Genomic DNA, 23,885 nt, shown 5'->3' on the forward strand with positions numbered 1-23,885 from the left:
TTTTTGTTGCCTGCCCATTGGCAAGCCTAGTCGTTTTTCTGCCTGGCCAACGCAGCCTTGGCCGCGCGCAGCCTGCGCACTTCCTTGGGATCTGCCAGCAGCGGGCGATAAATCTCGATGCGGTCACCTGACTGCACGGAGCGCGTCTCGGCATCAGTCACCACCTTGCCAAAAATTCCCAAGGGACAATCGGCAAGCTCTACTTCAGGAAACTGCGAAGCGATCCCCGACGCCTCTACGGCTGCCCGCAGACTGGTACCGGGCGGCACCATTACAGCCAATAAAACCTGACGTTCGGCAGTGGCATACACCACTTCAATCTCAACCATGCAGCTGCTTGGCTCGTTCACAGAAGGCGTCGACCAACGTATTCGCCGCCTGATTGAACAGCGGCCCCAACGTCGCCCGCACAATCGGCCCGGCGTAATCAAAGGACAGATCCAGGCTGATTTTGCAGGCCTTCTCGGTCAATGCCTTGAATACCCACACGCCATGCAACTGCGTAAAAGGGCCTTCCTGCAGATTCATTTCGATGGATTTGCCAGGCACCAGGATATTGCGCGTGACAAAGTGCTGGCTAAGGCCGCCCTTGGCGACGCCAACACTGGCAACCATGTACTCGTCACTGCCCTCCAGCACTTCAGCGGTCGAGCACCAGGGTAGAAATTCCGGGTAACGCGCCACGTCGTTGACCAGGTCATAGAGCGCCTGCGCCGGATAAGGCAGCAGGGCCGAACGTTGAATATGCGTCGTCATGTGAGCGTTATTTCCACTGCTGAGACAAACATCGCGAAAAAAACAGCCCAATCCGCGAGAGAAAAAAACCAAAGAACTGCCCGCATTGTCCGGGATTCGCTCAACACGCTCAAGCACGCAGCTTGACCGTAGCCGACACGCTCGCAACTCCCTATAATGCCGCCCCTATGGCTAAACAAAAGAAACACCCTACAGGGACCATCGCGCAAAATAAAAAGGCGCGACACGATTACTTCATCGAACACCGTTTCGAGGCTGGTCTGGTCCTGGCCGGCTGGGAAGTAAAAAGTTTGCGCGCCAGCAAGCTGCAACTGGTCGACAGCTATGTGCTGCTCAAGGATGGCGAGGCGTGGCTGCTGGGCAGTCATATCACCCCGCTGACCACCGCGAGCACTCACGTGATTGCCGACCCGGTACGCACACGCAAGCTGTTGCTCAACGCCCGCGAACTGGAAAAGCTCGCCGCTGCCGTGCAACAGAAAGGCTATGCCTGCATCTGCCTGTCCTGGTACTGGAGCAAGCACCTGGTCAAGTGCGAGATCGCGCTGGGCAAGGGCAAGAAGGAATACGACAAGCGCGACACCGAACGCGAACGCGATTCCAATCGCGAGCTGCATCGCGCCGTGCGCAACAAGGGCAAGGAAGACTAACCTTGTCACCGGCGTAGCCTCGGGAACCTCCCTTGGCTACACGCGCTCGCCTCCTACAGACCTCCTCCCAATGCAGCTCCCGATAACGCCAGCGCACACTTACCGGTTCACCGGTATGCTGATGACCTGCGCGTAACAGGATAGGAATCGACACCGGACAGCGTCTCCGGCGCCTACTGTTTCTGGAGGATCAATGAGTCTGCCTGCTGCTTTCCTGAGCGATGTCGCACAACTGATCCCGAAAGATCGGCGTTTCGACGACCCACTTTCTACCCTCGCCTTCGGCACCGATGCCAGTTTTTACCGACTGATCCCACAACTAGTGATCCGCGTCGAGTCGGAAGACGAAGTGGTCGCGCTGCTGCAATGGGCGCAACGCGATGGCGTGCCAGTGACATTCCGCGCGGCGGGAACCAGCCTGTCCGGGCAGGCCATCAGCGATTCGGTGCTGATCGTCCTGGGCGACAATTGGAACGGCCGCGAGATTCGCGGGCAAGGCATGCAAATCCGCCTGCAGGCCGGCGTAATCGGTGCCCAGGCCAATGCCTGGCTCGCCCCGTTCGGGCGCAAGATCGGGCCGGATCCGGCGTCAATCAATGCCTGCAAAATCGGCGGTATCGTCGCCAACAACGCCAGCGGCATGTGCTGCGGTACGGCGCAGAACACTTATCACACCCTCGCCGGCATTCGCCTGGTGCTGGCCGATGGCAGCCGCCTGGACACCGAAGACGCGGCAAGCGTCACGGTATTTCGCAATCGGCACGGCGCGCTGCTTGAACGCTTGGCGACACTCGGTCGCCAGACGCGGGCGAATGCCGAATTGGCCGCACGCATCCGCCATAAATACCGTCTGAAAAACACCACTGGCCTGTCACTCAACGCCCTGGTGGATTTTGATGACCCACTGGAGATCCTCACCCACTTGCTGGTGGGCTCCGAAGGTACCCTGGGATTTATCAGTGCCGTGACCTACAACACAGTGGTCGACCACCCGAACAAAGCCTCGGCGCTGATCGTATTCCCGAATGTCGAGATCTGCTGCAACGCCGTAACCGCCCTGAAAACCCAGCCAGTTTCCGCCGTGGAACTGCTGGACCGACGCAGCCTGCGCTCCGTGCAAAACAAGCCAGGCATGCCCGAATTCGTACAGCACCTATCGGAAACAGCCTGCGCCCTATTGATTGAATCCCGCGCGGCGTCGCCGTCATTACTCCATGAGCAACTGGCGCTGATCATGAAGGCCCTGGCCTGCTTTGCGGTGGAGAAGCAGGTCGACTTCACTGAAGACCCCGTGGAAAACGCCCGGCTGTGGGCGATTCGCAAAGACACCTTCCCCGCCGTCGGCGCGGTGCGCAAGACCGGCACCACCGTCATCATCGAAGACGTGACCTTCCCGGTCGAGCAACTGGCCATCGGCGTAAACCGTCTGATCGCGCTGTTCGACAAACATCACTACGACGAAGCCATCCTTTTCGGACACGCCCTGGAGGGCAATCTGCACTTCGTGTTCACCCAAGGCTTCAACAGCGCGGAAGAAATCACACGCTATCAAGCGTTCATGGATGACGTGGCGCAGTTGGTGGCCGTGGAATTCGGCGGCTCGTTGAAGGCCGAACACGGCACCGGCCGCAACATGGCGCCATTCGTCGAGCTGGAATGGGGCAGCGAAGCCTATCAACTGATGTGGCAGCTCAAGCGCCTGCTCGACCCCAACGGCATTCTCAACCCGGACGTGGTGCTCAGCGAAGACCCGCAAATCCATCTCAAGCACCTCAAGCCCCTGCCGGCTGCCGACGAGCTTGTGGATAAGTGTATCGAGTGCGGATTTTGCGAGCCGGTGTGCCCGTCGAATGGCCTGACCCTGAGCCCGCGCCAGCGCATCGTGATCTGGCGTGACATCCAGGCGAGGAAACGCGCAGGCGTGGATACCGCCGAACTCGAAGCCGCCTACCAGTACCAGGGCATCGACACCTGCGCTGCCACCGGACTGTGCGCCCAGCGCTGCCCTGTAGGCATCAATACCGGTGACCTGATGAAGAAGCTGCGCAGCCGAGACGCCGACCGTACGAAAACGGCCGAATGGCTCGCCACCCATTTCGCCACTGCGCTGCAAGGCATGCGCTTCACCCTGCATGTCGCCAACGGCGCGCGCATGCTATTGGGCGCCCCGCGCCTGGCAAAATTGTCGGCGCACATGAGCAGACTGTCCAAGGGGCAGATCCCGCAGTGGACCACCGCCATGCCACAGCCGGAAAAAGCCATTCGCTTCAGCCCTGCAGTCACCGACGGACGTCCGCGCGTGGTCTATCTCGCCGCTTGCGTCTCACGCGCGATGGGCCCGGCGGCGGCAGATAAAGAGCAAATGTCGCTGTACGACAAAACCCGCAGCCTGCTGGAAAAAGCCGGTTACCAGGTGGTGATCCCCGACAACCTCGACAGCCTGTGCTGTGGCCAACCCTTCGCCTCCAAAGGCTATGCCGAACAAGCCGATCACAAGCGCCAGGAATTGATCGGCGCCTTGCTCCAGGTCAGCCGTGGCGGCCTCGATCCGATCTACTGCGACACCAGCCCCTGCACCCTGCGCCTGGTGCAAGACCTGGGCGAAACACGCCTGGACCTCTACGACCCCGTACGATTTATCCGCACCCACCTGATAAACCGCCTCGACTTCACACCTCAGCAAGCGCCAATCGCCGTACACGTCACCTGCAGCACTCAACACCTGGGCGAAAGCCAGGCACTGATCGACCTTGCCCGGCGCTGCGCCAACACCGTGGTCATTCCGGAAGGTATCCACTGCTGCGGTTTCGCCGGCGACAAAGGCTTCGCCACGCCGCAGCTCAACGCCCACGCCCTGCGCTCACTCAACAAGGCGGTACATTCTTGCAGTGAAGGTATTTCCACCAGCCGCACCTGCGAAATCGGCCTGAGCCAACATGGCGACATCGATTACCACGGGTTGGTGTACCTCGTTGACCGCGTCACAAAAGCACGCACACATTAAACCCGCAAAAAAACAGAACCCCTGCGCACTGGCGTAGTCATCTGCATAGGCCTCGACGAACGAGGCTCATCAGTGATGTCGCTGGCCGCCGTTCAACGCCAGCAGCGTCGAGCCCTTTTGCGCAAGGAGATACCCCATGAAGCGTTCCGCTCTTGCTGGCTTGTTTGTTACCGCTGCGATGCTGGCGTCCCCTGTGTTCGCCGCGGGTAATGACAAAGACCTGTGCCAGATCAACCTCGACAAAGTCAACAACGGCAAAGCCCTGCTCGCCACCGACACCAGCGGCAAAAGCGGCGAAATCGACACCGCAGTCTCCCAGGCCAAGGCTGCTCATGCAGCGGGCGATGACAAGAAGTGCATCGAAATCACCTCTAAGGCCTTGCAGGACCTGCAAAACAGCGACAAAGGCGGTCAGTAAGCGAGAGGGCCAACCTTCGGGTTGGCCTTCCGTGACCATTTGACGTACACTGCACAGGCTTGTCACTCACTAAGAAACAACGAGTTACAAGCACGGGGCCGTTTAGGATTCGACGCCGGTCGCGAAACTTTAGGTGCATGCCGAGTTGGTAACAGAACTCGTAAATCCACTGTTGCAACTTCTTATAGTTGCCAATGACGAAAACTACGGCCAGGAATTCGCTCTCGCTGCGTAAGCAGCCTTAGCCCTGAGCTTCTGGTACCTTCGGGTCCAGCAATCACCAGGGGATGTCTGTAAACCCAAAGTGATTGTCATATAGAACAGAATCGCCGTGCAGTACGTTGTGGACGAAGCGGCTAAAACTTACACAACTCGCCCAAAGCACCCTGCCCTTCGGGTCGCTGAGGGTTAACTTAATAGAAACGGCTACGCATGTAGTACCGACAGCGGAGTACTGGCGGACGGGGGTTCAAATCCCCCCGGCTCCACCACTTCAACATCTAAAGACGTCCACGGACGTCTTTTTTTGTGCCTGAAATCCAGTAAATACGCGGCTTACAGGGCTATTGGGGGCTTTCGAGGTTTTTTGAGTTCCAGGTGATTTGGTATTCCCAATGGTATTCCCGGCTACCCGGCGCTAATCTTGGGAATACCAAAAGGTGTCATGGAGTACTTCTCATGTGCGCTCAAACCACCCGCCTCTCCGACCGCCAGCTCAAGGCGGTCAAACCGAAAGACAAGGATTACGTCCTCACCGATGGCGACGGGCTCCAGCTGCGAGTTAGGGTCAATCGCTCGATGCAGTGGAATTTCAACTACCGGCATCCCGTCACCAAAAATCGAATCAACATGGCACTCGGCTCTTATCCCGAGGTTTCTCTTGCGCAAGCGAGGAAGAAAACCGTTGAGGCTAGAGAGCTGCTTGCACAGGGCATCGATCCAAAAGCTCAGCGCAATGAGCTACAGGAAGCCAAACGAGCGGAAACGGAACACACCTTCGAGAACGTGGCCACCGCCTGGTTCGAGCTGAAGAAGGATTCCGTCACGCCGGCGTATGCCGAAGACATTTGGCGCTCCCTCACACTGCATGTTTTTCCGAGCATGAAATCAACGCCTCTCTCCGAAGTCAGCGCCCCAATGGTCATCAAGCTCCTTCGTCCGATTGAGGCCAAAGGCAGCCTCGAGACAGTTAAGCGAGTGAGCCAGCGCCTTAACGAGATCATGACCTACGGTGTCAATTCCGGAATGATCTTTGCCAACCCTCTCAGCGGCATTCGAGCGGTGTTCAAAAAACCTAAGAAAGAGAACATGGCAGCGCTACCACCAGATGAGCTTCCGGAGCTCATGATGGAAATCGCGAACGCCAGCATCAAGCGGACAACCCGCTGCCTGATCGAATGGCAGCTACACACTATGACCCGCCCTGCCGAAGCGGCGACTACCCGATGGGAAGACATAGACTTCGAAAAACGCATCTGGACCATCCCTCCGGAGCGAATGAAAAAGCGTCGTCCGCACACAATCCCGCTGACCGAACATGCACTCTCGTTATTGGAGACGCTTAAGCCCCATAGCGGCCACAGGGAATATGTGTTCCCGTCAGATAGAAATCCGCGCACCCACGCGAATAGCCAGACAGCCAACATGGCATTGAAACGAATGGGCTTTCAGGACCGCTTAGTCAGCCACGGCATGCGCTCCATGGCCAGCACAATTCTGAATGAGCATGGATGGGATCCGGAGCTAATCGAAGTCGCGCTGGCGCATGTCGATAAAGACGAAGTTCGAAGCGCCTACAACCGGGCGGATTACATCGAACGCCGGCGTCCGATGATGGCCTGGTGGAGTGAACATATCCAGAAGGCAGCCACCGGCAGCCTGTCGGCATCCGCCATCAATCAAACAAGGGACCGTAACGTCTTGCCGATACGCTGAGCAGGCGACAATTCGTGCCGTGCAGCAGGGCGACTGAAGTGGCGACTGTCGCTAAATCAGCCGCATTCCTGCGCTTCTTCGGCCAAGCCCCTAAGTATGGGAAGGCTCCGCATTCCCATACTTAGGGGCTCACGCTTAAAGATCTATCAGACAACCACGAGTTGCGCCTTTCTGCGGCGGATCAGCCCTGCTGTTAACTTATAGTAATAGATGGTCGCTGGTGCTGAGCAACGCAGGTAGTGCTCTAAAAACCATCTGGTGTGCTTTTCCTTCCAGGACCAAGGGGTCGCAAAACTCCAGCGCTCACGAATCGCCTCGTGCATCCTTTCTGCCTGCCTGATATGCCGCTGCCGCGTGGCATGCGCACCTTTGAGCACGGGGCTCAGAAACAACGCCATATCGAACTCGGACTTCATAGACGACCTCCGATGTAGGCACTCACCACGTCGATGCGGTTATGCCCCAACTCGTGGCTGATCTGCTGACGTGCACGCTGATCGAGTGCTCGATCCTCTCGTTGACCACGACCGCCATTGATGGGCGCGGAGAAGCCGGTCAGTTGTTCATAGCGCTCACAGGCGTAAGCCGCCCGCAGTTCATGAAAGCCTTTCAATCCATGCTCATGCATGATGTCCCGCGCCGGTCGTACGATTGTCTGTAAGAAATCTTTGTAGCTTTCATCAGGTGTTAACAGATTCCGACTGCCCTTGGGTGAGGCCTCGCTGGCCCTGTCGAGGGCGCCACGAACTAGATCCGTGACCGCAATCCAACGCGGTGCCGATGCGCCTGATCGACCGCCTTTGGTGCCGTCCTGGATATTGATCTTGCCCAGTTGCCGAGCCTCACGTTGCAGCCGGGGCAAGTCCGCCAAGATCGCTTCACGTAGGCGCATGCCGGTCTCCCGAGCGAGGAGCAAGATGGCACTCACCCTCAGTTGCTGTCGCTCTGACAGCGCTTGCGCAATCAGCTTGACCTGCACACGGTCTTGGCCTTGTGGCGCCTCACTACGCACGCTTGAGCGCTGCAAGCCAAGCGCCTTGCTCGGACTCGGAATTTTGACGTATTGATCACCGCGCAGCGCAGCCATCGTTCGGTTCACGCTGGACAGTCGGTTCTGCGCGGTGGCAATGCCGACGTTGCCCTGATCAACCTGCTCCCGCACGTGGACGGCGTACCGCATTAGGACTTCGCGGTCGATCTGTCGCGCATCATTGAGCCTCGGCCCTTCCTCGGATAGACACCAACGCACGAAGGCCTGCCAGCGATCACTATGGGCTTTGACGGTAGCAAAATGGCCGTCGCCAAACAGGTCTTTCAGTGCTTGCAGTCCGGCATAGCTGAGCTGGCGACCGAAGCCGAAATTGCGCCCTGCTCGCTTACCGACCCGAGCCATTTTTCTGTTCCTGATCGGCTGCTGCGAGATCATGCAAAAGGGCTCGCCAGTGCGCACTTACAATCGCGAACTGAGCCCAATCAGTCGGGCGAAAACACAGCGTGTTGTCGGTGACGTAAAGATGCGCGCCCTGCTCTTCCAACCATTGGATAATGGAAGTCGTCGAGGTGATAGTTCTATGGAGGGTGGCGACACCGGCGACGCCGGCGACAACCCTTGCATTGCCTGCCTTTGAGCGTGGCGACAAAGTGGCGACAGTACCGGCGACAAATCGCACTTTCGGCTCCTTTTGGCGTTGAGCCAGATGGTTGCGCAGCGCTTCATCAAGATTGAACATGGCGCACCTCGAAGGTGTGGCCGTCGGAGATCAACCACTGATGATCAATCAACTCGACCAGCAGCTTTGCGGCATGACGACTGCTCTTGCGGGCAAAGCGGGGACCGTTGCGATTCAGCTCTCGAATACTGAAGCGCGTCCACTCCTTGACCTGCAGCCAGCGCAACAGCCGGTCCGCCTCTTCTTTTACCCTGCACACCGGTTCCTGCTCGGTCAGGCGCTGGATCTCGGTGAGGTAGTATCCAACTAAGGCCGAGGCCCGCTGGATATGGTCGACCTCCACGACACTGCTCTCCTCCACAACGGCCAAAATGCCGGCGACGCGCAACAGGTTGTCGGCGGCCTTCGAACCGCTGGGCCGCACGCTGGCCAGCTCGCCAAACTCACCCAGTTGAGCTTCGATAGCATCATGCAAATCAATCCAGCGACGACGCGCCAGCGGACTGAGGCTCAGCTTTGACAGTTGCAAGGCCCCGTCAGCGGAAAGTGACCAAGGCTGATAAAACAGAGCCGAAAGGCGATGATGATAGCGCTTAAGGGCAGCGTCTTTGGACAAGTCGACAGCCTGGTAGCTACGTTGCCCGGCTAGACTGGTGGGCCAGGTCATCAAGCAGCGCCCTAGAATGCCTTGCCCCTGCAGCAACGGATCACTGAGTAACTGCATGGCCAAATACGGTTGCAGCATCAGGTGGAGGCTCAAGCGTCGGTCATAGGCTCGCAAGCTTTCACCAACCATGGAACGCGCGCGATCTATCGGGCTGCCATCCCAGAGTGACGACAAGGTCGTGACCGCTTTCAAACGGTTATTCCGACTCATGGTACTGCTGCCAAGAAATTGTCCGCCCTCATCACAGAACAGCCCCATGCTGGGCAAGTCATGACAGAGCCCCTTGATCAGGGCCTCGATAGTCGGGTCGGTGGTGATCAGTCTAGGGGCTGAGGGCTCCGCTTCGAGCGACATTCCGTTTGAGGGCTCAGGATCGCCAGGCTTGATACGCTGCGCCTGTCGCTGTGCGGCACGGTACCGGGCAAGTTGTTCGCGATAGCGCTGCCACTGTTCACGCTCCCATTGCCGTGCAGGCAGCAATGCACATCGGTCTGCGGCGGTCTTGCGATCACCTGACGCGGCCACCGTGATCAGGTACAGCGACAGGGGATAATTTCTCCCGTCGAGCTGCAAGCCCGCATGACCTTGAGTGGCCAGCGCCGAGGCAGCCAACACTGATTGCGCGGCCAGTGCTTTGGGCACGCCGATGACCTCGGCCATGCGCTCCACCGCAGGCCCAAGAATCCCACCCAGTGCCTGCACCGGATAAGGCTGGGGCACGGGGTTCGACTCAATCAACGGTCGAGGTGATCGTGGTAGTTCAAGCTTCGGATCTAACTGCTGCATGGGCCCTCTCCTCGGTGATTGCTGACTGTCCTCACGTATTCCCGCCACGGCTGTTGAGTGTTATCAGGGATCAAGGCCCCTGCGGCCTGTGAGGTGTTCACTGACGCGGAACGAACGGCTCCTTACAACCGGGAGCGAGGGCATTAACCCATGAATCTGGCCTCCTTAGACGCATCAGAAAATGCGGGCGGGTGGAGGCTGTGCCGACTGACGAGTTCGGCAGCTAGAGACCCTGGGAGGGAGAAGGCAAAGACCTAGACACCTGGGGCATGCCTGACTGTCAGTCAGGTGCAGCACTTCCATGGGCTGCGGCACCGGTGCCTGTGTCGTTGCGGATGGCGACGAATCGGATTTGTCAGGCCGATTGTCACGAGGAGAGTTGCGGCAGTGCCCTGTACGACGTGGCTTGCAGCAGTGGTACAAGCGCCCGTCTCTTTCCAGGAGAAAGAGACGGGCGCAGTCTGGCGCAGCGAATAGTGCCGAAGGGTGAGGTTGCTGCAATGCAGCGAGGTAGGTCCATCGTCAGCCGCAGTGGGCAGATTGGCCGAGTGGGCATCCATCACTCTTGGGGAGTGACCGTGCGAGCCGCCGGACGCTAATCGCACTTGGGGAAGAACCACCACACGAGTGGCGTAGCCTTAAAGGTTCTGGCTACCTGGGCAGGCGCTGTCAACGACAGCGTTCCGTGCGCCAATTTTTATACCCACTCGAAAAGGCGGTCAAGCGTCACAGCCAATGCGCTGAGAAAGTGGCGACTGTCGCCACTTCTGTCGCCATGCTCCAGACCACGTTATACCTGGGTTGTCGCCGGCGTCGCCGCTGTCGCCATACCTACATCTATACCCAACGAAAAGATTCGAACACACGCACTGAATAATGTTGCGCTCGATAGAAATCGCGGGGAATTACTGATGGTGAAAGCAGGCGTGGTGTGAATTAAATTTGAGCATGGAGGGTGGAACGCAGCGGATTCGAGAAAAAGCGAGTGAACCCTCCGATCGGCGCGATCAAAGATCGCTTGATCAGAGGGTTTGGCGGGAAAAGCAAATCTCAAACGTCAATTACAGACTCAGGCATCAAAGCGGGTTGATTGGGAAGTGACGACCTCACGTCGCATGATCAGCGTCTGCTGCAACCGCAACAAAAAACCTGCTTCAAATGCCTCTTGGGGATCACCTAGACGATGACGTTTTCGGTTCTGAGACAGCGCCCACCATAACGGTAATGATGAGCCCTCAAGCCAAGTCTCTGCGCAACGGACACCCTCCTTGATTACCGAAGCGAACTCATCGCCCCACGGGGTTTGGATCGCGGGAGCCCCCTCAGCGGAGGGGACAGAGACATACTCATGGATCTGTTGATGAAAGCTTTGAGCTGGAATGCCAGTTAAATTCCGGAATGCCTTGTCGTACAACACGGCGGCGTCATCTAACAGCTCTACTGCCAGCTCAACGTCTTGCGGAAAATAAAGCAGAATACTCTGGGCTCCGTTAAGCCGGAGAGTGGCAGCCTGCCGCAGTTTAACCGCTGCATCTTCAGGGGTAAGCGATGAAGTATCGATGCGGTTGGGTTTGGGGAGGCCGATGAGAAGCGAAAGATCAAACATCACGGAATCCTCCGAGATCGTTTGCAGCTTGGACCATTTGACCGGGGTGGCGCACGAGCTTAAAAGGGGGACAGGTCATTTTCCTTATCTCCTCGGACAGTTAAGGAGCCGTCCACCCAGCCGTTCTGACACGAATTGGGTGGCGGACCGTACGGGGGTCAGAAACCGGCGTCCGAGGGAACCGGCCAGCTGCCGTCGAACGCCATAGAAAAGCAGCGGCTAAGCCTCTGTAAGCACTTGAACGCTGGCTATGGCGCTATGCGCCTCGAACAATTCAGGTTCTGACACCCGGCCACGGGATTGACCGCGACGGAGCAAAGCGTAAATGTGAAGACGCGACAACACAAGCGGGCAGTATCAATAAGATATACATTCCAACGAAGGCTGCTGGCCCAGACGCTAACGCTCGCTGGTAGTTGGTGGCCCTCTACCGCTTCATGACAGACTCTGTGACGATTTACTGCAAAGTCCGCCCAGGCTGATAGAATCAGTGAGATGGTACATAACACCCTCTGAGAAATGGTATGAATACAGAATTGACGGAAGAAGAGATGCGCCGGGCGCTATTCGGTGATTCTGAGTCCCCTGCGCCTTCAATTAACAAATACGTGCAAGACACTGCCCCGGGTGTCGTGATGGTGCAACCGGTAAAGGCAGCGAAGAAAAAGAAAGTCTCAAAAGGCTTCACGCCCAGGCTGAGAGTCACGCTACGGGTGGGAAATGAATTTGAAGGCAAGATGCACGAAATGGTACATGAGGCCGATACGCTGAGCTCCTTAATTGCAGAGCAAGAAGCAACTAAAACGGCCCGAAAAAAATTCAGGTTTGTAGAACTGGTATCGGTCAAATCAATGTAAGCATCCTCTCACAAGGTATTAAACCGCTTTCAGTTACTGCGGGTCACCCTAACGACCAGCTCTCGTCCATTAAGGCCACAAAACTCAGGATACGATCGTCGTATCGAGGACGTGCTTTAACACTATCACTTTATCCAAAATCTCAATGCTCTATGCTTTCCAGTCCCCCCACTAGCTGACAGTTACGACGGTCAGGAATCGGCCTACACCGCCGCTTGGAGCACGCGGCTTCGCTTCGTGGGTTGTCCTAGCTATTCACAACCAAAGCGTTTGTTTGCCTGGGATGACCTTTTCAAGGTCGCTCCCTGGCATGTGTACACGTCATACCCTAAAACTACTCGGTCAGGACTTTGGCATCGATCCCTTGCAACTGACTTGCTTCGATCATTCCGAGTGCCGGATCAGGCGACTTGCTCGCAGACTTTGCAGCTTCTACTTTTTTGTTATAAGCCGTCCGCAACGCTTGGGTTTTAGGCTCCGTAAGTTCACAGTTGGCATCTCTCACGTGCTGCTGTTTAAGAATTAACAAAGGAGGTGTATCAACAGCTTTTTTATTAGATTCGATATATAAACCAAAGTCAGCATACCAAAGAATTTCTCTCGCTAAAATCCAGCGGTAATGATTGTAGATGGCACTGCTCTCAATCAAATTGAAATCTGTGTAGGTGTTCTGGGACTGGGCGCCAAGTTTGTCTCGATTGAACATATTTAGCTGTTCAGAGTACGTCGAAAGCAGTCGAATTTTCGGATTACCGTTCGGGGGAGGTGATACACCAGGGCGAGGGCTAGGATTAAATACCCAGGCGTCAGTAATTAAACCTCCCGTTTCAGCATTATTTGTTACGTGAACGGAGAGCGCCCCGCCGAGGGAGTTTCCGGTAACTACAACCTTGGGTCCGAACTCGCTCGAATGCGCATTTCTGTAAGCCACTGCTTTATGTACATACTCTCTGGCCGGTTTATTCTGCACTTGCCAAATTCCAAAGTTCTGGAAGACATAATCGATAAACATTTGGTCTGAGCCACGGAATGCAATGATCATCTCATTGTTTCCTATGCTGCCTTTATTCAGCTTGTAGGTCTCGGCCTGAAAGCCATTCCACGAATCAACTGACAGTTCTGGTATTAACTCCAGCTCACTAGGGCGCACAAAATTATATTGTTGGTCGGCGTTCTCCTTCTGGAGTGTCAAAGTCGCGGCCAAAGCATAAATATAGCCGTCGCTGGCCAACTTAAGCTTTCTCGCAACTTCCCCATTAGGCTTAATTACCTGATACTCGTTTACCATGTCGAGGTATCGCGAGCTGCACCACGCGACCCCTTCAATTTTTCCACCGAATTTTGGGAAAGGGGAGAATCTATTGCTACTACACCCGCCAATGCCGACTGTGAAAAGGATTAACGCAACGAGTATGGCTTTCCTCATTTCCCCCCGGAATGACGCATAGTGGTTGCCCCAACATCTCTGGCCAAGCAATTATTCTGCATGAAGCGCTCCTTGCCGATGTACCGGCTGTTGATTTTCTCGTAGGCGTGGCGTGTCACTAGCCTATCAAGCTAGCTCAACATTCCGAGCTTGCTCGCTTCGAATCTCAAATACCCCGCAACCGCCTACAACTCAACCTTTTGGCGGGGTACAACTCATGGGCTTGCAAGTGCCTAGAGAATCCGAGGCGATTCAGTCGCCCTCGGGGTACTCACATGCACAAGGTATGTTGCTAGACTGCAATTTTTGTCTAGGTGGTGTGACGTAATGGCGGGTAACAAGGATGTTGGAGTGAACGAGATCGGCGGGTGGCGCCTCTCCAAAAAACTCGGAAGTGGTGGGAACGGAATCGTTCGACTTGCCCAAAAGGGAGAGCAAAAAGGCGCAATGAAAATATTGCGTTATGACTCGCCCAAAGCCAGAAACCGTTTTCATGACGAAGTAATGTCCATGCGACTCTGTGCAGACATACCCGGCGTGCTCCCTGTTCTCGAATCACAGGTAGATCCTGATGAGCCAGGCCAGAAATGGTTCGTAATGGGTCTGGCCAAGCTGTTAACTGACCAGTTAAGCGATAGGTCAGGGCTTCGCACGGTTGTCCAGGCATTTGCCGCCTACGCTGAAACGCTAGCAGCAATGCACCAGTTGAAGGTCTCTCATCGCGACATCAAACCTGACAACCTCTTCTTCTATGACGGGGGCTGGGCTGTCGGTGATTTTGGTCTAGCGACCTTTCAGGGCAAGAAGGCGGTCACCGGCGGGGGCAGAAAGATTGGGCCTATCTACTACCTAGCCCCGGAAATGCTCAACGATCCAGGAAACGCCGACGAGCGTTGCGCAGACGTGTTCTCGCTTGCAAAGTCATTATGGGTCATAGCAACAGGCCAACATTATCCATTACCCGGCAGTTACGATCTCGATCACAGCGCATTCAGGATAGGCTCCTATCTATCAGGAGAGAGGGGTGTCATTGAGCTCGACCGTTTGATCGCCTCGGCGACGGCGTTTGAGCCTTCAAGGCGACCCAGCATGAAGCTAGTTGGAGAGGAACTTCGAGCCTGGTTGGCTCCCAACGTTGAGATTTCTATGCCCACTAATATAGATTTCAAAGAGCACATTGCTGCAATCGAGCAATGGCAGCACTCTCGAGCGCGTGCTGCTAAATCTCAAAAGGTTCGTGATGAAGCGATCCGATCACTGACGAATCGGTTATCCGACTATCTTAACTCTCCATTGTCTAATTTAAAAAACCTAATAGAAAAGTCACTAGGAATCACCACCACTATAAACAAAAACCCCAAGTGTGGATTTTTGGAGCTTAGGGTAGAGGTACCGGCCGATCAAGATAGGCTGGCTTTTATAATTTTGATACTTGATCTGAATTGTGAATCCTTTCCAGCTGTGAATCTGCAAGGGCGCATAATACTTGAATGGCGAAATAAAGCAGGCTTTATTAACCTCATTTGGAAAAGATGTTATGAATTCATCGAAAATGGAGCAGACGAACCCATTAAGATCGACACGCTCAGGGCTGAAATGACCGAAGCAACATTGAAAGCCTTGTCGGAAACATTATCCCTAATAATTCCGTCGCATAAAATTGAACACAAACCCAAATTGGTACGTATCAAGGTTCATGACGAGAAAGGCGATATGTTGAGTGGGGTGTCTTTGCGCTTCATTGATAGCGAAGGTATTACTTTAGCGGCAGCGAAGACAGCGAATGGAATTGTAGAAGTAGCTCTTCCCACGCTCAAGAATGTAGTGATTTTTGTGGCTCATGGCTCTTTCAACTCAACGGTAGTGACTCTGCCTGATGAAAACTTATTAGTTGTACTGAATGGAGACCCTCGTTCTAGATCAATGATATGCGGAGGATCTTGGGTGAGCCTAGCGGGTCTTAAGGGCGAGCTGGCATTCGTGCATGACGAAATTGAGGGGGGTATTCATCGATTATATGTCCACTTGAAAGAACTCTCTGGAAACAGCGGGGCCCCAGGAGCTGTAGACTTATCGATTGGCAAGCCAGTAAGGTTAAAAGATAATGCTGGTCGTGTAGCCTATATGACACCTCGCGCTGTAATCGGAGACAACTATCTCATAGACTTTGAGCACGCGGGCGATCTATAAATTAATAAAGAGTAGACCGTTAGCCTCCTATCACTGTTTTTTGATTTAAAACCGTATTGCTTGATATGGGTCAACGCCAGGGGCATTAAGTATACCATTGTTCTCAACTGGTGAATTTTATCCAAACTCACCAGTCACCGTCTAAGGTTACGCTCTGAATCTTTTACGGCAACAGTAAATTGTTGATGTCATTTTCAGAAATGTCGTAGCAGAACGGCTCACATAATCAAACACATCGTTATGAACATTTGCAACAATTATTAACTTCAACTTAACCCGTCACACTTCAAAAGCTATAATAGATTTCTCTACAGTATTATCATGGTAGGATCTTCCAAACTAATGCTAGAAACCAAATTGCTCGCCATTAAAAAATGGTGTAAGCGCCCACCTAGCATATTTCGCTTCACCATCAGCGTCTGTCTGGTGCAGGAAACCAACCTCGTAGCTACCAAATGCCGCGCGGGTGGAAATAGGATGTGTTTAACTGGCATGATGACACTCAACTCACATGCAATTCAGCGATCCTCAAAAAAAACGCCTAGGCCGCGAGCATGTCAGCGGGGGCAAAAGCGCACGGCTTTCCAAGCAGGCAATTGCGACAGCCAAACCGTTATCGTATTCGTAACCAAAATGCGTATATCCTCAATTTTTGAGCTTGCGAAATGATGCCTTCGGGGTAAAGATAGCTTCATCAAGGTTATTCGAGACGTAAATATGACAAACCTTAGGCATCTCAGACAGAAGAAAAAGCCCGTACGTCTTTATGTAAGCAGCTTAAAGTACAATTAGTCATTCCAAGAAAGTCAATCTTATCGTTTAGATAATGATATTTAGGGCGACGTTTCTAGCAAACAAAGGCAAGAATGGATATAACGAAGGAGTGCTAAAATGAGTGCGATATCAGTCAGTGTAGGCTTTGATGCGATCCGCGTTTGTGAGGCAATCGCGAAAATTGGCTACGAGCCATACACAGCTATAATGGACATTATAGACAACTCTGTTACAGCAGAAGCCTCAATTATTTCAATTTCAATCGAATTGAGACCTGGTAAGACGCTTAAGAATAGGAATAGCGTATCTAGCTATAAAATAATAGATGACGGTAAAGGCATGTCGCATGAAGAGATAGTAAATGCCTTCACATTGGGCTCCAAAAGAAACTACGGGAAGAACAGCCTGTCAAAATATGGAATGGGCCTAAAATCTGCGGGACTCTCACTCGGAAGCAAAATATCAATAACTAGTAAAAAAGATGGTGTCATTTCTGACAAGTATACGTTCGATCTCAAAGAAATTGAAAAAGAGAATAGGCTTGCTTTGCTAAGACAGCCCCTAACAAGAGCTGAACAATTAGAATTTTCGAGCGAAGTAAGTGGCTCTACTGGAACTATTGTAGAAATTGCAGGATGTGAAAACGTTAATCAATCCTCGCCTGGCACTACTCTAACCAAATTAAAAGAGCGGCTGGGTGTTGTTTACTACTCATTTCTCAAGGAAAACGCCAAACCATTAAAAATCAGAATTCGCACTTCTTTGAGTGATAACAAAGGAGTATACGAAGAGATAAAAGCCAAGGACTTATTATTTACCGAATTGGCAAGTAAAAACACCGGCTGGTCGCTTGATAGCTACGACTATTATAGCCCATACTTGATCTTAGATGAGGACTGGGATTCGTTGCGCGACAAAGATAATAACCCCCTACCTGCCATAAAAATTCAAGCAGTAGCATTCCCGCAAGCCCGAATGGCAGACGAAAAATCTCCGCTCTCTATTGATAAAAAGTTAATTGTAAAAAGCTACGGAGTATCGCGCGAAAACAGCGGCTTCTTCATATATAGGAATGGTAGGCTTATCCGGTGGGGAGACGGCCTGGAGCGAGCGACAGGCAAACCGTTAATTACAAAAGACGATATTAATATTCGGATCAGATTCGAAATCCAAGATGTACACGATGACGTTCTGCATGTAGACGTTTCGAAGCAACGCCTAGAAATTGACGACGAGCAAATTTATAACCTTGAAGCAATTATCTCTAAGGCAATCCGAACCGCAAAAGAAATTCGCGCAGCTTGCCACGAGAAAATTAACGTTAAGAGGGGAGAGGGAGAAACCTTTAGTCAGTCGGTAAGAGACGTGCCCGAGGATGATCCTCAGCAGATGGGCAAAGGCGAAGTAGACCCCGAAACGATTTCAAGGCAGGAAAAGAAAAATGAAGAGGCGCAACTCGCCCTTGACAAGATAGCCTCTGAAAAAGAAGAGAATGGTGACATACTCTCCTTGGAAACAGACTTTCAAAAAATCAGATACTCTAATAAGATTCCTTTCGGTCAGGTGTGGAAACCATATTTTGACTCGAAGGAAGGAGTTTTTGTTTGTATTAACAAAAATCACCCATTCTATGATGTTTACCTAAACCGCTTTGAAGATGGCTCTAAAGAACGACTAACAGCAGAGGCCTTAATTTTCGCTTCGGCATTAGCTGAGAGTAATGTCTTTTCATACGAAACCAGTGTTGCACAAAATGATTTAGAGCGGATATTTCGTCGTTTCCACAGTAATGTACATCAATTTCTGCAGGATTGGACATGGGAAAACACGTCGGAGGACTAATCACGCATTGCGGGACCGTCTGGGGTAGCCGGGGGAGATCTTATCTTTATATGATCCTTACAGCCGATCATGCCTATATTGGTGAGACCGGCAACATGCCCACTTCCAGATGGGGAAGCCATCTCAGCAAGGCCAATAGCTCTTTTTCTGAGAAGCTGAGAATAGAGTTAGAAAATACCTCTTGCCCTGATTACGATGAAGATTTTGTTTATATTGGTCTTTACTGCGGTGTAATAGAAGAGGAAGAGTATGAAAAAAGAAAGTACGCTCGAGTTGCCATTGAAGAAGCTATCCACCGAGAGTATTTGCTAAACGGAAACAAATTCGGCGGAATAAAAAAGCTATTATCTAGACCGAGCTCCCGGTCCTTGCGGATAAATTTAGGGTTCGATGTAGACTCGTATGCCAAGCATGCAATTGAACTGCTACTAGGCGAATACAACAGGTATAAAGAAAGTTCTGATCAGGCCGTACTCCTTTAGGGGCGGCCACTCAGACGCAAGCACTGGTTTAACTTATTCAGCTGCATACATTTTTCTCCATACGACTTTTTAGCTCTAACGCTGCTGATCTACTTGTAAGATTTCACCCGCGACTGGTAGCAGTGCTGCCCCTAGTGAATGTGTGTTACAGCAAAATCTGGAATGATTGAACTGCAGTAAAACAGCTACTAAAGCAGCCCAGTGGACCTGTGAGTAAGAACTTGTGAACTTCGCAGCCGAAAAACTGGTCGCTAGAGTAGCCACGTTAAACACCAAACGCCATTCGGGCTAGGGGAATTGGTCTCATATCTCGTTCCGAATCCAGCGAGTAGCCGCAAAGAACTGAATCAGCTTTCGTGACCTGCAGAGCGCGCTTGGGCTACAAAATACGCTTGGGTAATAGAAAAACACCCGAAAACAATTTAAGCTATACGCGGCACATGCTTGAACCTACCACCGTAGCACGATCACGGACTGATGAAACATGGACTATAAATTTAGGCCGGTGACTGCCGGAGAGATGCTTTTTGATTATATCAATAATAGTTTGATAGGTCGTAAGAACCTCACCCAAATATCAAATTTGGAAGCACTTCAAATAGGAGGTCGGCAACACGAACTGTCCTCCTATTATGCAGGAATATTAGCAGCAAATTTACTATCCAGAATTATAAAAAAGGCCAATAGAGTCGTCAGTGATGTTGAGTCTGAAAAAGAACATCACAAGTTAATGACCCATTATTTTTTGAGATCTTTAGAAATACCCCGGAGCCCATCTGGTGTCAGTTTAGATCGATTGGCTTCGCTAGCCTTAGAGGCTGAAAAAACATCAAGAAAGGCAATCATATCTTCTGTCCGTAGTCAGTTCACTATAACCAAAGTTAATTATTGCTATATGTGCGGAACGCCGGTGTACGAGAAAACTCAGAACCCACTCGACAAAATGGAGTTGGAACACATCTGGCCGCAAAGCTTTGGCGGAGATAGCACCGTAGAAAATCTATTGCCCGCCTGCCCTCCTTGCAACGGAGAGAAAGGAAGCATGATTTTGTGGCAGAACGCCCACATACACTCATTCACTTTAAAGCCTGAGCCATCGGCGGATGAACTGACGAGCATTAAAAAGAAAGTAAAAATAGCTCAACACCGCAGAGAGATGTTTGAATATGCGAGCAATTACAAAAAAACATTAAAAGATGCTGCACTTGCAATCGGAAGCTTTAACTTTAACGAAGTCAGCGCCATCGATAGAGATGACGCCGTGGACTTCTTTAATTTTCAAATTAAAAGGAGAGATGCGGTATGAACTATAACTGCCTAACGTTCTCGCAACGTAATGATGGAAACGCTCCAACATTTTGCTTGTTTGAGGCACCTGTAAAAGATGTGGTTTTATGGAGCACTATCCCAACGCTCACACCCGACAATACCGACGGCATACAACGCCCCCTTAAAGACAGCAAAGTCAGAGCGATAAAAAAGTTTCTTGAGAGCGATACTAGAAATACAATTCCGACTGCTATTGTACTTACAATATCAAGTAATGCATGCCGGATAGATGGCGGCAATATAGTTATCAACGTTGCTGAAAAAGAGAACATCCTTGTCATTGATGGCCAGCATAGACTGTGCGGACTGAATGCTTTCGACGAGAACTCGCGCGTGCCAATCGTTGCCATTTTAGATGCAACTTCAGAAGAGCGAGCTTTTCAATTTATTATCATCAACAATAAAGTTACGAAGGTCGCGCCAGACCATATTCGTGCGCTCACCCTAAGATTGACGAAAGAAGAAGATAAAATAGATTTAGAAAACCGGTTGAAAACCTCTAGACTTTCTCTGAGCCCACAACTTAGCTACGTCGGTCTCGCGAACGATTTAGATGAGAGTCCTTTCAAAGGTATAATAGCATTACCTAGTATGCCGGAGGACGATCGAAAGGTTGTCCCATCCGCAATCGAAACATCGATCGCTTATATTCAATCTAAAAATATACAGGAACTTTCTAGCGAGGACGCGGCGTATGATTTTTTTATAACGATCTGGGACGTTATAAAAAACACTTGGCCAAACTGCTTTCCTAATGAAAAAAAACTTGTCAGTAAAGTCGGGATAGTGTGCCTAACTCGCTACATAACAGACGCGATAAATCTTTTGTCTGGATACCCAGGCAACGACATCAATATGGCGGAGCCAGAGTCTGTAACCAATACAGTTAGAAATATTCTGAAAACACAAACAGAAGAATTTTGGCGTGCTGAGTGGAGTCTACAGGTCGCGGATAACCGCACAGTCAGAGATGCTATACAAGATGCACTGACTACAATCCACCAGAACATTCGTTACCAACACCCATGGTTTAACGATATTCCGTTCATAAAAAGTATCGAATAAACTAGAAAGCTACAATACATTCCCTTATGTACCGCAGCTATCCTGGCACCTGTATTCAAAGTTGCCGCCTTGCAAAAGGCGGCCTACCTTACTCAAGCATGAACTCCAAGCGCTCAGATCGCCCAGAAAGAAATGAAAGCCCTCTATGGATATGTAGAGTCACGAACCTTTTTATGCTTTCATCATCGAACGGCTCGGAATTAATTTTAGACCAAACTTTTACCAAATTAATGTAAAAATCTTCATTTCCAGTAGTCAAAATTTTCCAATCGATCTCGACCCCCCTAGGAATAATAGCTCTTCTTGGATCAACTTACCCGGTGTAGCAAGAGACATACAAAGTGCATACCTACAAATTGTATTGTTATGCTCTAGACTATAACGTCTTTTCAACGTTGATAGTTGTATCTTTGCAGCTGCAGTTAAGCGAACTCGATCGATTATCATAGGGTATCTAGCTGAAACTGTTGACTATTTATACTGGCGATACTGCGGCGGCTTTCATCATCGAAAGTTAATGAATACTCCCGACTCATATGCTGTTCGAGTGCAGTATGTACAGTACCTTCGACTTCTTCGTCTGTAGAAAGAACCATTACTTGATGCGAGATCTTAGCAAAAAAGTTATGAACCAGAGCCTCCCGATGATTACGGTCTAAGCGCGCTAAAGGCGTGTCAACAATTACAGGAAAACGCCCCTTCCGCTCTCTGATCAAGGCGCTAAGCACGGCGATAGCCAAAATCTGCCGTTCTCCTGCAGACAAGCGCTCCATGGGTAGTGTATGTCCGTTAACATCCTCGATAGAAACGGCGTAAGTGTCTGCTTCAACCAGTACTCGCGAAATAAGATTTCGCTTTCGAAGCAACTGTTTGAACTCTGAGGTAATCATCTCCGAAAGCCACTGTGCCTTAGATGCAAGTAGTCTCTCCCGGAACGCGGCCAAAACCACTTTTGCACGATCTGCCGCTTCCAATGCTTTAAGATGGAATGTGCTTTCTTTTAGCTCCGCTCTGGCACGGGCGGAAGCTGCTTGGTGACGCAGCTCAAAATGCGTCTGTTTATTGCGCGCCTCTGTTAGCTCGCGGCTTAACTCTTGTAACTGCCATTCTGCGGCGGCCACTCTTTGAGTGTGCTGCTGCATTGCTTCGAATACCGTACTAAGTTGTTCATTTGCAGGAATCTGATGCACCGCATCTTGAGCCTTCTCCAGCGTTCTCTGAGCCGCGGCGACAATCTCTTTTGCTTCTTTCAGACGCTGCTTGGCTTGATGGAGTTGGGACTCAATTTCCGCTGGCTCTCCACCCGAAAGCAACATCGGTATGTGAGACTTGTCATATCGCAAACCTTTTAGATCAGAGGCGAAAAACTCAGCTGTTATTGATTTAATATTCGGCGCATCAAGTGCTAACCGCTCAAGAATACGTTGGTCTCGCTTTACGAACTCTTCGATGAGCATATGGTTGTACTTCGCTTGATGATCCTTCTGCCAATGCTCTTTGTAGGCCCCCCAGAGCGGCTCTAGCCAGGCCAAGGGTAATATTGGGTCTTCCAGAGCTGTTACTAGCGAAGCACGTGCTCGCCCGTGGTCTTGCTCGCATACCGCTAAACGTGCACGTAACTCAGCGGCTTGTTGATAGGCGACTAAACCACTTCTCTGAGCTTCAATTGAAAAATTCTCAAGCTTACGCTGCGCTTCGTCGAGGTTGGTTCTGGCTTGTGCTTGCCGTTGTGAGAGCATTTCAATACGCTGCTCAAGGTCTTTGAGCTCCAACTCAAAGTCGAGAGCCTGGTCGCCATCACCGGTGGCATCTGCAGAAAACATTTTCTTGCTAGCGCGTCGCTCGACCGCTTTTAGATCCCCGGCCAAGGCATCAATACCACCCAGACCTAGAAATACTTCAGTCGCCCGACGCAAAAGCGCAGGTAGACGCTCCGGATTCGCCAGCGCTTCAATCTTCTCACCATCAAAGAAGAAGAGATGTACTAACTCTACAGGCAAAATTCCGTTAATGAATTCATCCCAATCTTCTGCAAGAACTAAATCTTCTTGATGACCGGCGAATACTCGAAACAGCTCGCGAAATCCTTTTTCTTTTGGATGCCACTCTCGACGGATCGTTAGCGCTTGAATATTGTGTCCCACTTCAACGCTAAGCTGCATCTCAATTCGCGCTGGCCCTGTGGCATCTCTACGCTGCAGTCCGGCTATAAGCTGTTCGTACTCGGCACGACGCGCTATATTGATGGCCTTATAACCGTATAGCCCGATCTGCAACGAGGTAAGCAGCGTAGTTTTTCCACTACCGTTGAGCGCCTTGAGCAAAATAACAGGTCGGCCGGGCAAAACACTTAGGTCGAAGTTTTGCCGCTCACGAAAGGGCCCCAGGTTTTCAATCGAAATATGATTAATGGATAACTTCGCCATAC

At 51.7% G+C, this 23,885-nt stretch carries 21 protein-coding genes and 1 other RNA gene; 11 read left to right on the top strand and 11 right to left on the bottom strand.

What is annotated here, in order from left to right:
- Window positions 1-26 precede the first annotated feature (26 nt).
- Together VRB54_RS20235 and VRB54_RS20240 are read right to left on the bottom strand one after the other, a co-directional pair.
- Complete coding sequence (locus VRB54_RS20235) at window positions 27-329, bottom strand: RnfH family protein (protein WP_338478520.1); 303 nt, start codon at window positions 327-329, stop codon at window positions 27-29.
- Window positions 322-756, bottom strand: coding sequence for a type II toxin-antitoxin system RatA family toxin (locus VRB54_RS20240; protein WP_003235071.1), 435 nt, complete (start codon window positions 754-756; stop codon window positions 322-324). The genes VRB54_RS20235 and VRB54_RS20240 overlap by 8 nt, the downstream gene beginning before the upstream one ends.
- 167 nt (window positions 757-923) lie before the next feature.
- On the opposite strand from VRB54_RS20240, the gene smpB reads away from it, so the two are divergent.
- The 5 genes from smpB to VRB54_RS20265 all read left to right on the top strand — a co-directional run bounded on the left by smpB (window position 924) and on the right by VRB54_RS20265 (window position 6,763).
- Complete coding sequence (gene smpB / locus VRB54_RS20245; protein ID WP_003235073.1) at window positions 924-1,406, top strand: SsrA-binding protein SmpB; 483 nt, start codon at window positions 924-926, stop codon at window positions 1,404-1,406.
- 193 nt (window positions 1,407-1,599) lie between these two features.
- Window positions 1,600-4,410, top strand: coding sequence for an FAD-binding and (Fe-S)-binding domain-containing protein (locus tag VRB54_RS20250; RefSeq protein ID WP_338478521.1), 2,811 nt, complete (start codon window positions 1,600-1,602; stop codon window positions 4,408-4,410).
- A 136-nt stretch (window positions 4,411-4,546) separates the two neighbouring features.
- A complete protein-coding gene (locus VRB54_RS20255) occupies window positions 4,547-4,828 on the top strand; it encodes a hypothetical protein (protein ID WP_338478522.1) in 282 nt (93 codons plus the stop codon).
- Between the two features lie 94 nt (window positions 4,829-4,922).
- Window positions 4,923-5,319, top strand: a transfer-messenger RNA (tmRNA) gene (gene ssrA, locus VRB54_RS20260).
- A gap of 187 nt (window positions 5,320-5,506) precedes the next feature.
- On the top strand, window positions 5,507-6,763 hold the full coding sequence (locus tag VRB54_RS20265; RefSeq protein ID WP_338478523.1) for an integrase domain-containing protein: 1,257 nt from the start codon (window positions 5,507-5,509) through the stop codon (window positions 6,761-6,763).
- A 146-nt stretch (window positions 6,764-6,909) separates the two neighbouring features.
- Here the strand turns inward: VRB54_RS20265 and VRB54_RS20270 are convergent, their stop codons facing one another.
- From VRB54_RS20270 to VRB54_RS20290, 5 genes are all read right to left on the bottom strand, one after another.
- Window positions 6,910-7,179 carry a hypothetical protein gene (locus tag VRB54_RS20270; RefSeq protein WP_338478524.1) on the bottom strand — a complete coding sequence of 90 codons (270 nt, stop codon included), beginning with the start codon at window positions 7,177-7,179 and terminating at the stop codon, window positions 6,910-6,912.
- Window positions 7,176-8,156, bottom strand: coding sequence for an integrase domain-containing protein (locus VRB54_RS20275; protein ID WP_338481137.1), 981 nt, complete (start codon window positions 8,154-8,156; stop codon window positions 7,176-7,178). The genes VRB54_RS20270 and VRB54_RS20275 overlap by 4 nt, the downstream gene beginning before the upstream one ends.
- Window positions 8,140-8,493, bottom strand: a complete 354-nt coding sequence (locus VRB54_RS20280; protein WP_338478525.1) for a hypothetical protein — start codon at window positions 8,491-8,493, stop codon at window positions 8,140-8,142. The genes VRB54_RS20275 and VRB54_RS20280 overlap by 17 nt, the downstream gene beginning before the upstream one ends.
- On the bottom strand, window positions 8,480-9,886 hold the full coding sequence (locus tag VRB54_RS20285) for a YfjI family protein (RefSeq protein WP_338478526.1): 1,407 nt from the start codon (window positions 9,884-9,886) through the stop codon (window positions 8,480-8,482). Before VRB54_RS20285 ends, VRB54_RS20280 begins: the two co-directional genes overlap by 14 nt.
- A 1,069-nt stretch (window positions 9,887-10,955) precedes the next feature.
- A complete protein-coding gene (locus VRB54_RS20290) occupies window positions 10,956-11,492 on the bottom strand; it encodes a LasR-specific antiactivator QslA (protein ID WP_338478527.1) in 537 nt (178 codons plus the stop codon).
- A 524-nt stretch (window positions 11,493-12,016) separates the two neighbouring features.
- Between VRB54_RS20290 and VRB54_RS20295 the strand changes: the two genes are divergently transcribed.
- Window positions 12,017-12,349 (top strand): hypothetical protein, encoded by a 333-nt coding sequence (locus VRB54_RS20295; protein WP_338478528.1) that lies wholly within the window; start codon window positions 12,017-12,019, stop codon window positions 12,347-12,349.
- A gap of 334 nt (window positions 12,350-12,683) precedes the next feature.
- Here VRB54_RS20295 and VRB54_RS20300 read toward each other — a convergent pair whose 3' ends face one another.
- Entirely contained in the window at window positions 12,684-13,637 is a 954-nt protein-coding gene (locus tag VRB54_RS20300; protein WP_338478529.1) for an Mbeg1-like protein, read from the bottom strand.
- Window positions 13,638-14,126: 489 nt separating this feature from the next.
- On the opposite strand from VRB54_RS20300, the gene VRB54_RS20305 reads away from it, so the two are divergent.
- The 5 genes from VRB54_RS20305 (at window position 14,127) to VRB54_RS20325 (ending at window position 21,457) form a co-directional block, all read left to right on the top strand.
- The gene (locus VRB54_RS20305; RefSeq protein WP_338478530.1) at window positions 14,127-15,965 is read left to right on the top strand and encodes a serine/threonine protein kinase; all 1,839 of its coding nucleotides are present in this window, start codon (window positions 14,127-14,129) and stop codon (window positions 15,963-15,965) included.
- An 891-nt stretch (window positions 15,966-16,856) separates the two neighbouring features.
- Complete coding sequence (locus VRB54_RS20310; RefSeq protein ID WP_338478531.1) at window positions 16,857-18,581, top strand: ATP-binding protein; 1,725 nt, start codon at window positions 16,857-16,859, stop codon at window positions 18,579-18,581.
- Window positions 18,557-19,063 (top strand): hypothetical protein, encoded by a 507-nt coding sequence (locus tag VRB54_RS20315; RefSeq protein WP_338478532.1) that lies wholly within the window; start codon window positions 18,557-18,559, stop codon window positions 19,061-19,063. Before VRB54_RS20310 ends, VRB54_RS20315 begins: the two co-directional genes overlap by 25 nt.
- Window positions 19,064-19,547: 484 nt before the next feature.
- A complete protein-coding gene (locus tag VRB54_RS20320) occupies window positions 19,548-20,369 on the top strand; it encodes an HNH endonuclease (RefSeq protein WP_338478533.1) in 822 nt (273 codons plus the stop codon).
- Window positions 20,366-21,457 carry a DGQHR domain-containing protein gene (locus tag VRB54_RS20325; RefSeq protein WP_122679005.1) on the top strand — a complete coding sequence of 364 codons (1,092 nt, stop codon included), beginning with the start codon at window positions 20,366-20,368 and terminating at the stop codon, window positions 21,455-21,457. The genes VRB54_RS20320 and VRB54_RS20325 overlap by 4 nt, the downstream gene beginning before the upstream one ends.
- A gap of 88 nt (window positions 21,458-21,545) precedes the next feature.
- Here VRB54_RS20325 and VRB54_RS20330 read toward each other — a convergent pair whose 3' ends face one another.
- Genes VRB54_RS20330 through dndD form a run of 3 tightly spaced genes read right to left on the bottom strand, consistent with a single transcriptional unit; the run spans window position 21,546 to window position 23,883 of the window.
- Entirely contained in the window at window positions 21,546-21,716 is a 171-nt protein-coding gene (locus VRB54_RS20330; protein ID WP_338478534.1) for a DndE family protein, read from the bottom strand.
- Window positions 21,713-21,904, bottom strand: coding sequence for a DndE family protein (locus VRB54_RS20335; protein WP_338478535.1), 192 nt, complete (start codon window positions 21,902-21,904; stop codon window positions 21,713-21,715). Before VRB54_RS20335 ends, VRB54_RS20330 begins: the two co-directional genes overlap by 4 nt.
- Window positions 21,901-23,883, bottom strand: a complete 1,983-nt coding sequence (gene dndD / locus VRB54_RS20340) for a DNA sulfur modification protein DndD (RefSeq protein ID WP_338478536.1) — start codon at window positions 23,881-23,883, stop codon at window positions 21,901-21,903. Before dndD ends, VRB54_RS20335 begins: the two co-directional genes overlap by 4 nt.
- Between the last annotated feature and the right edge of the window lie 2 nt (window positions 23,884-23,885).

It is taken from the genome of Pseudomonas trivialis, assembly GCF_036864995.1.
GTDB lineage: Bacteria > Pseudomonadota > Gammaproteobacteria > Pseudomonadales > Pseudomonadaceae > Aquipseudomonas > Aquipseudomonas trivialis.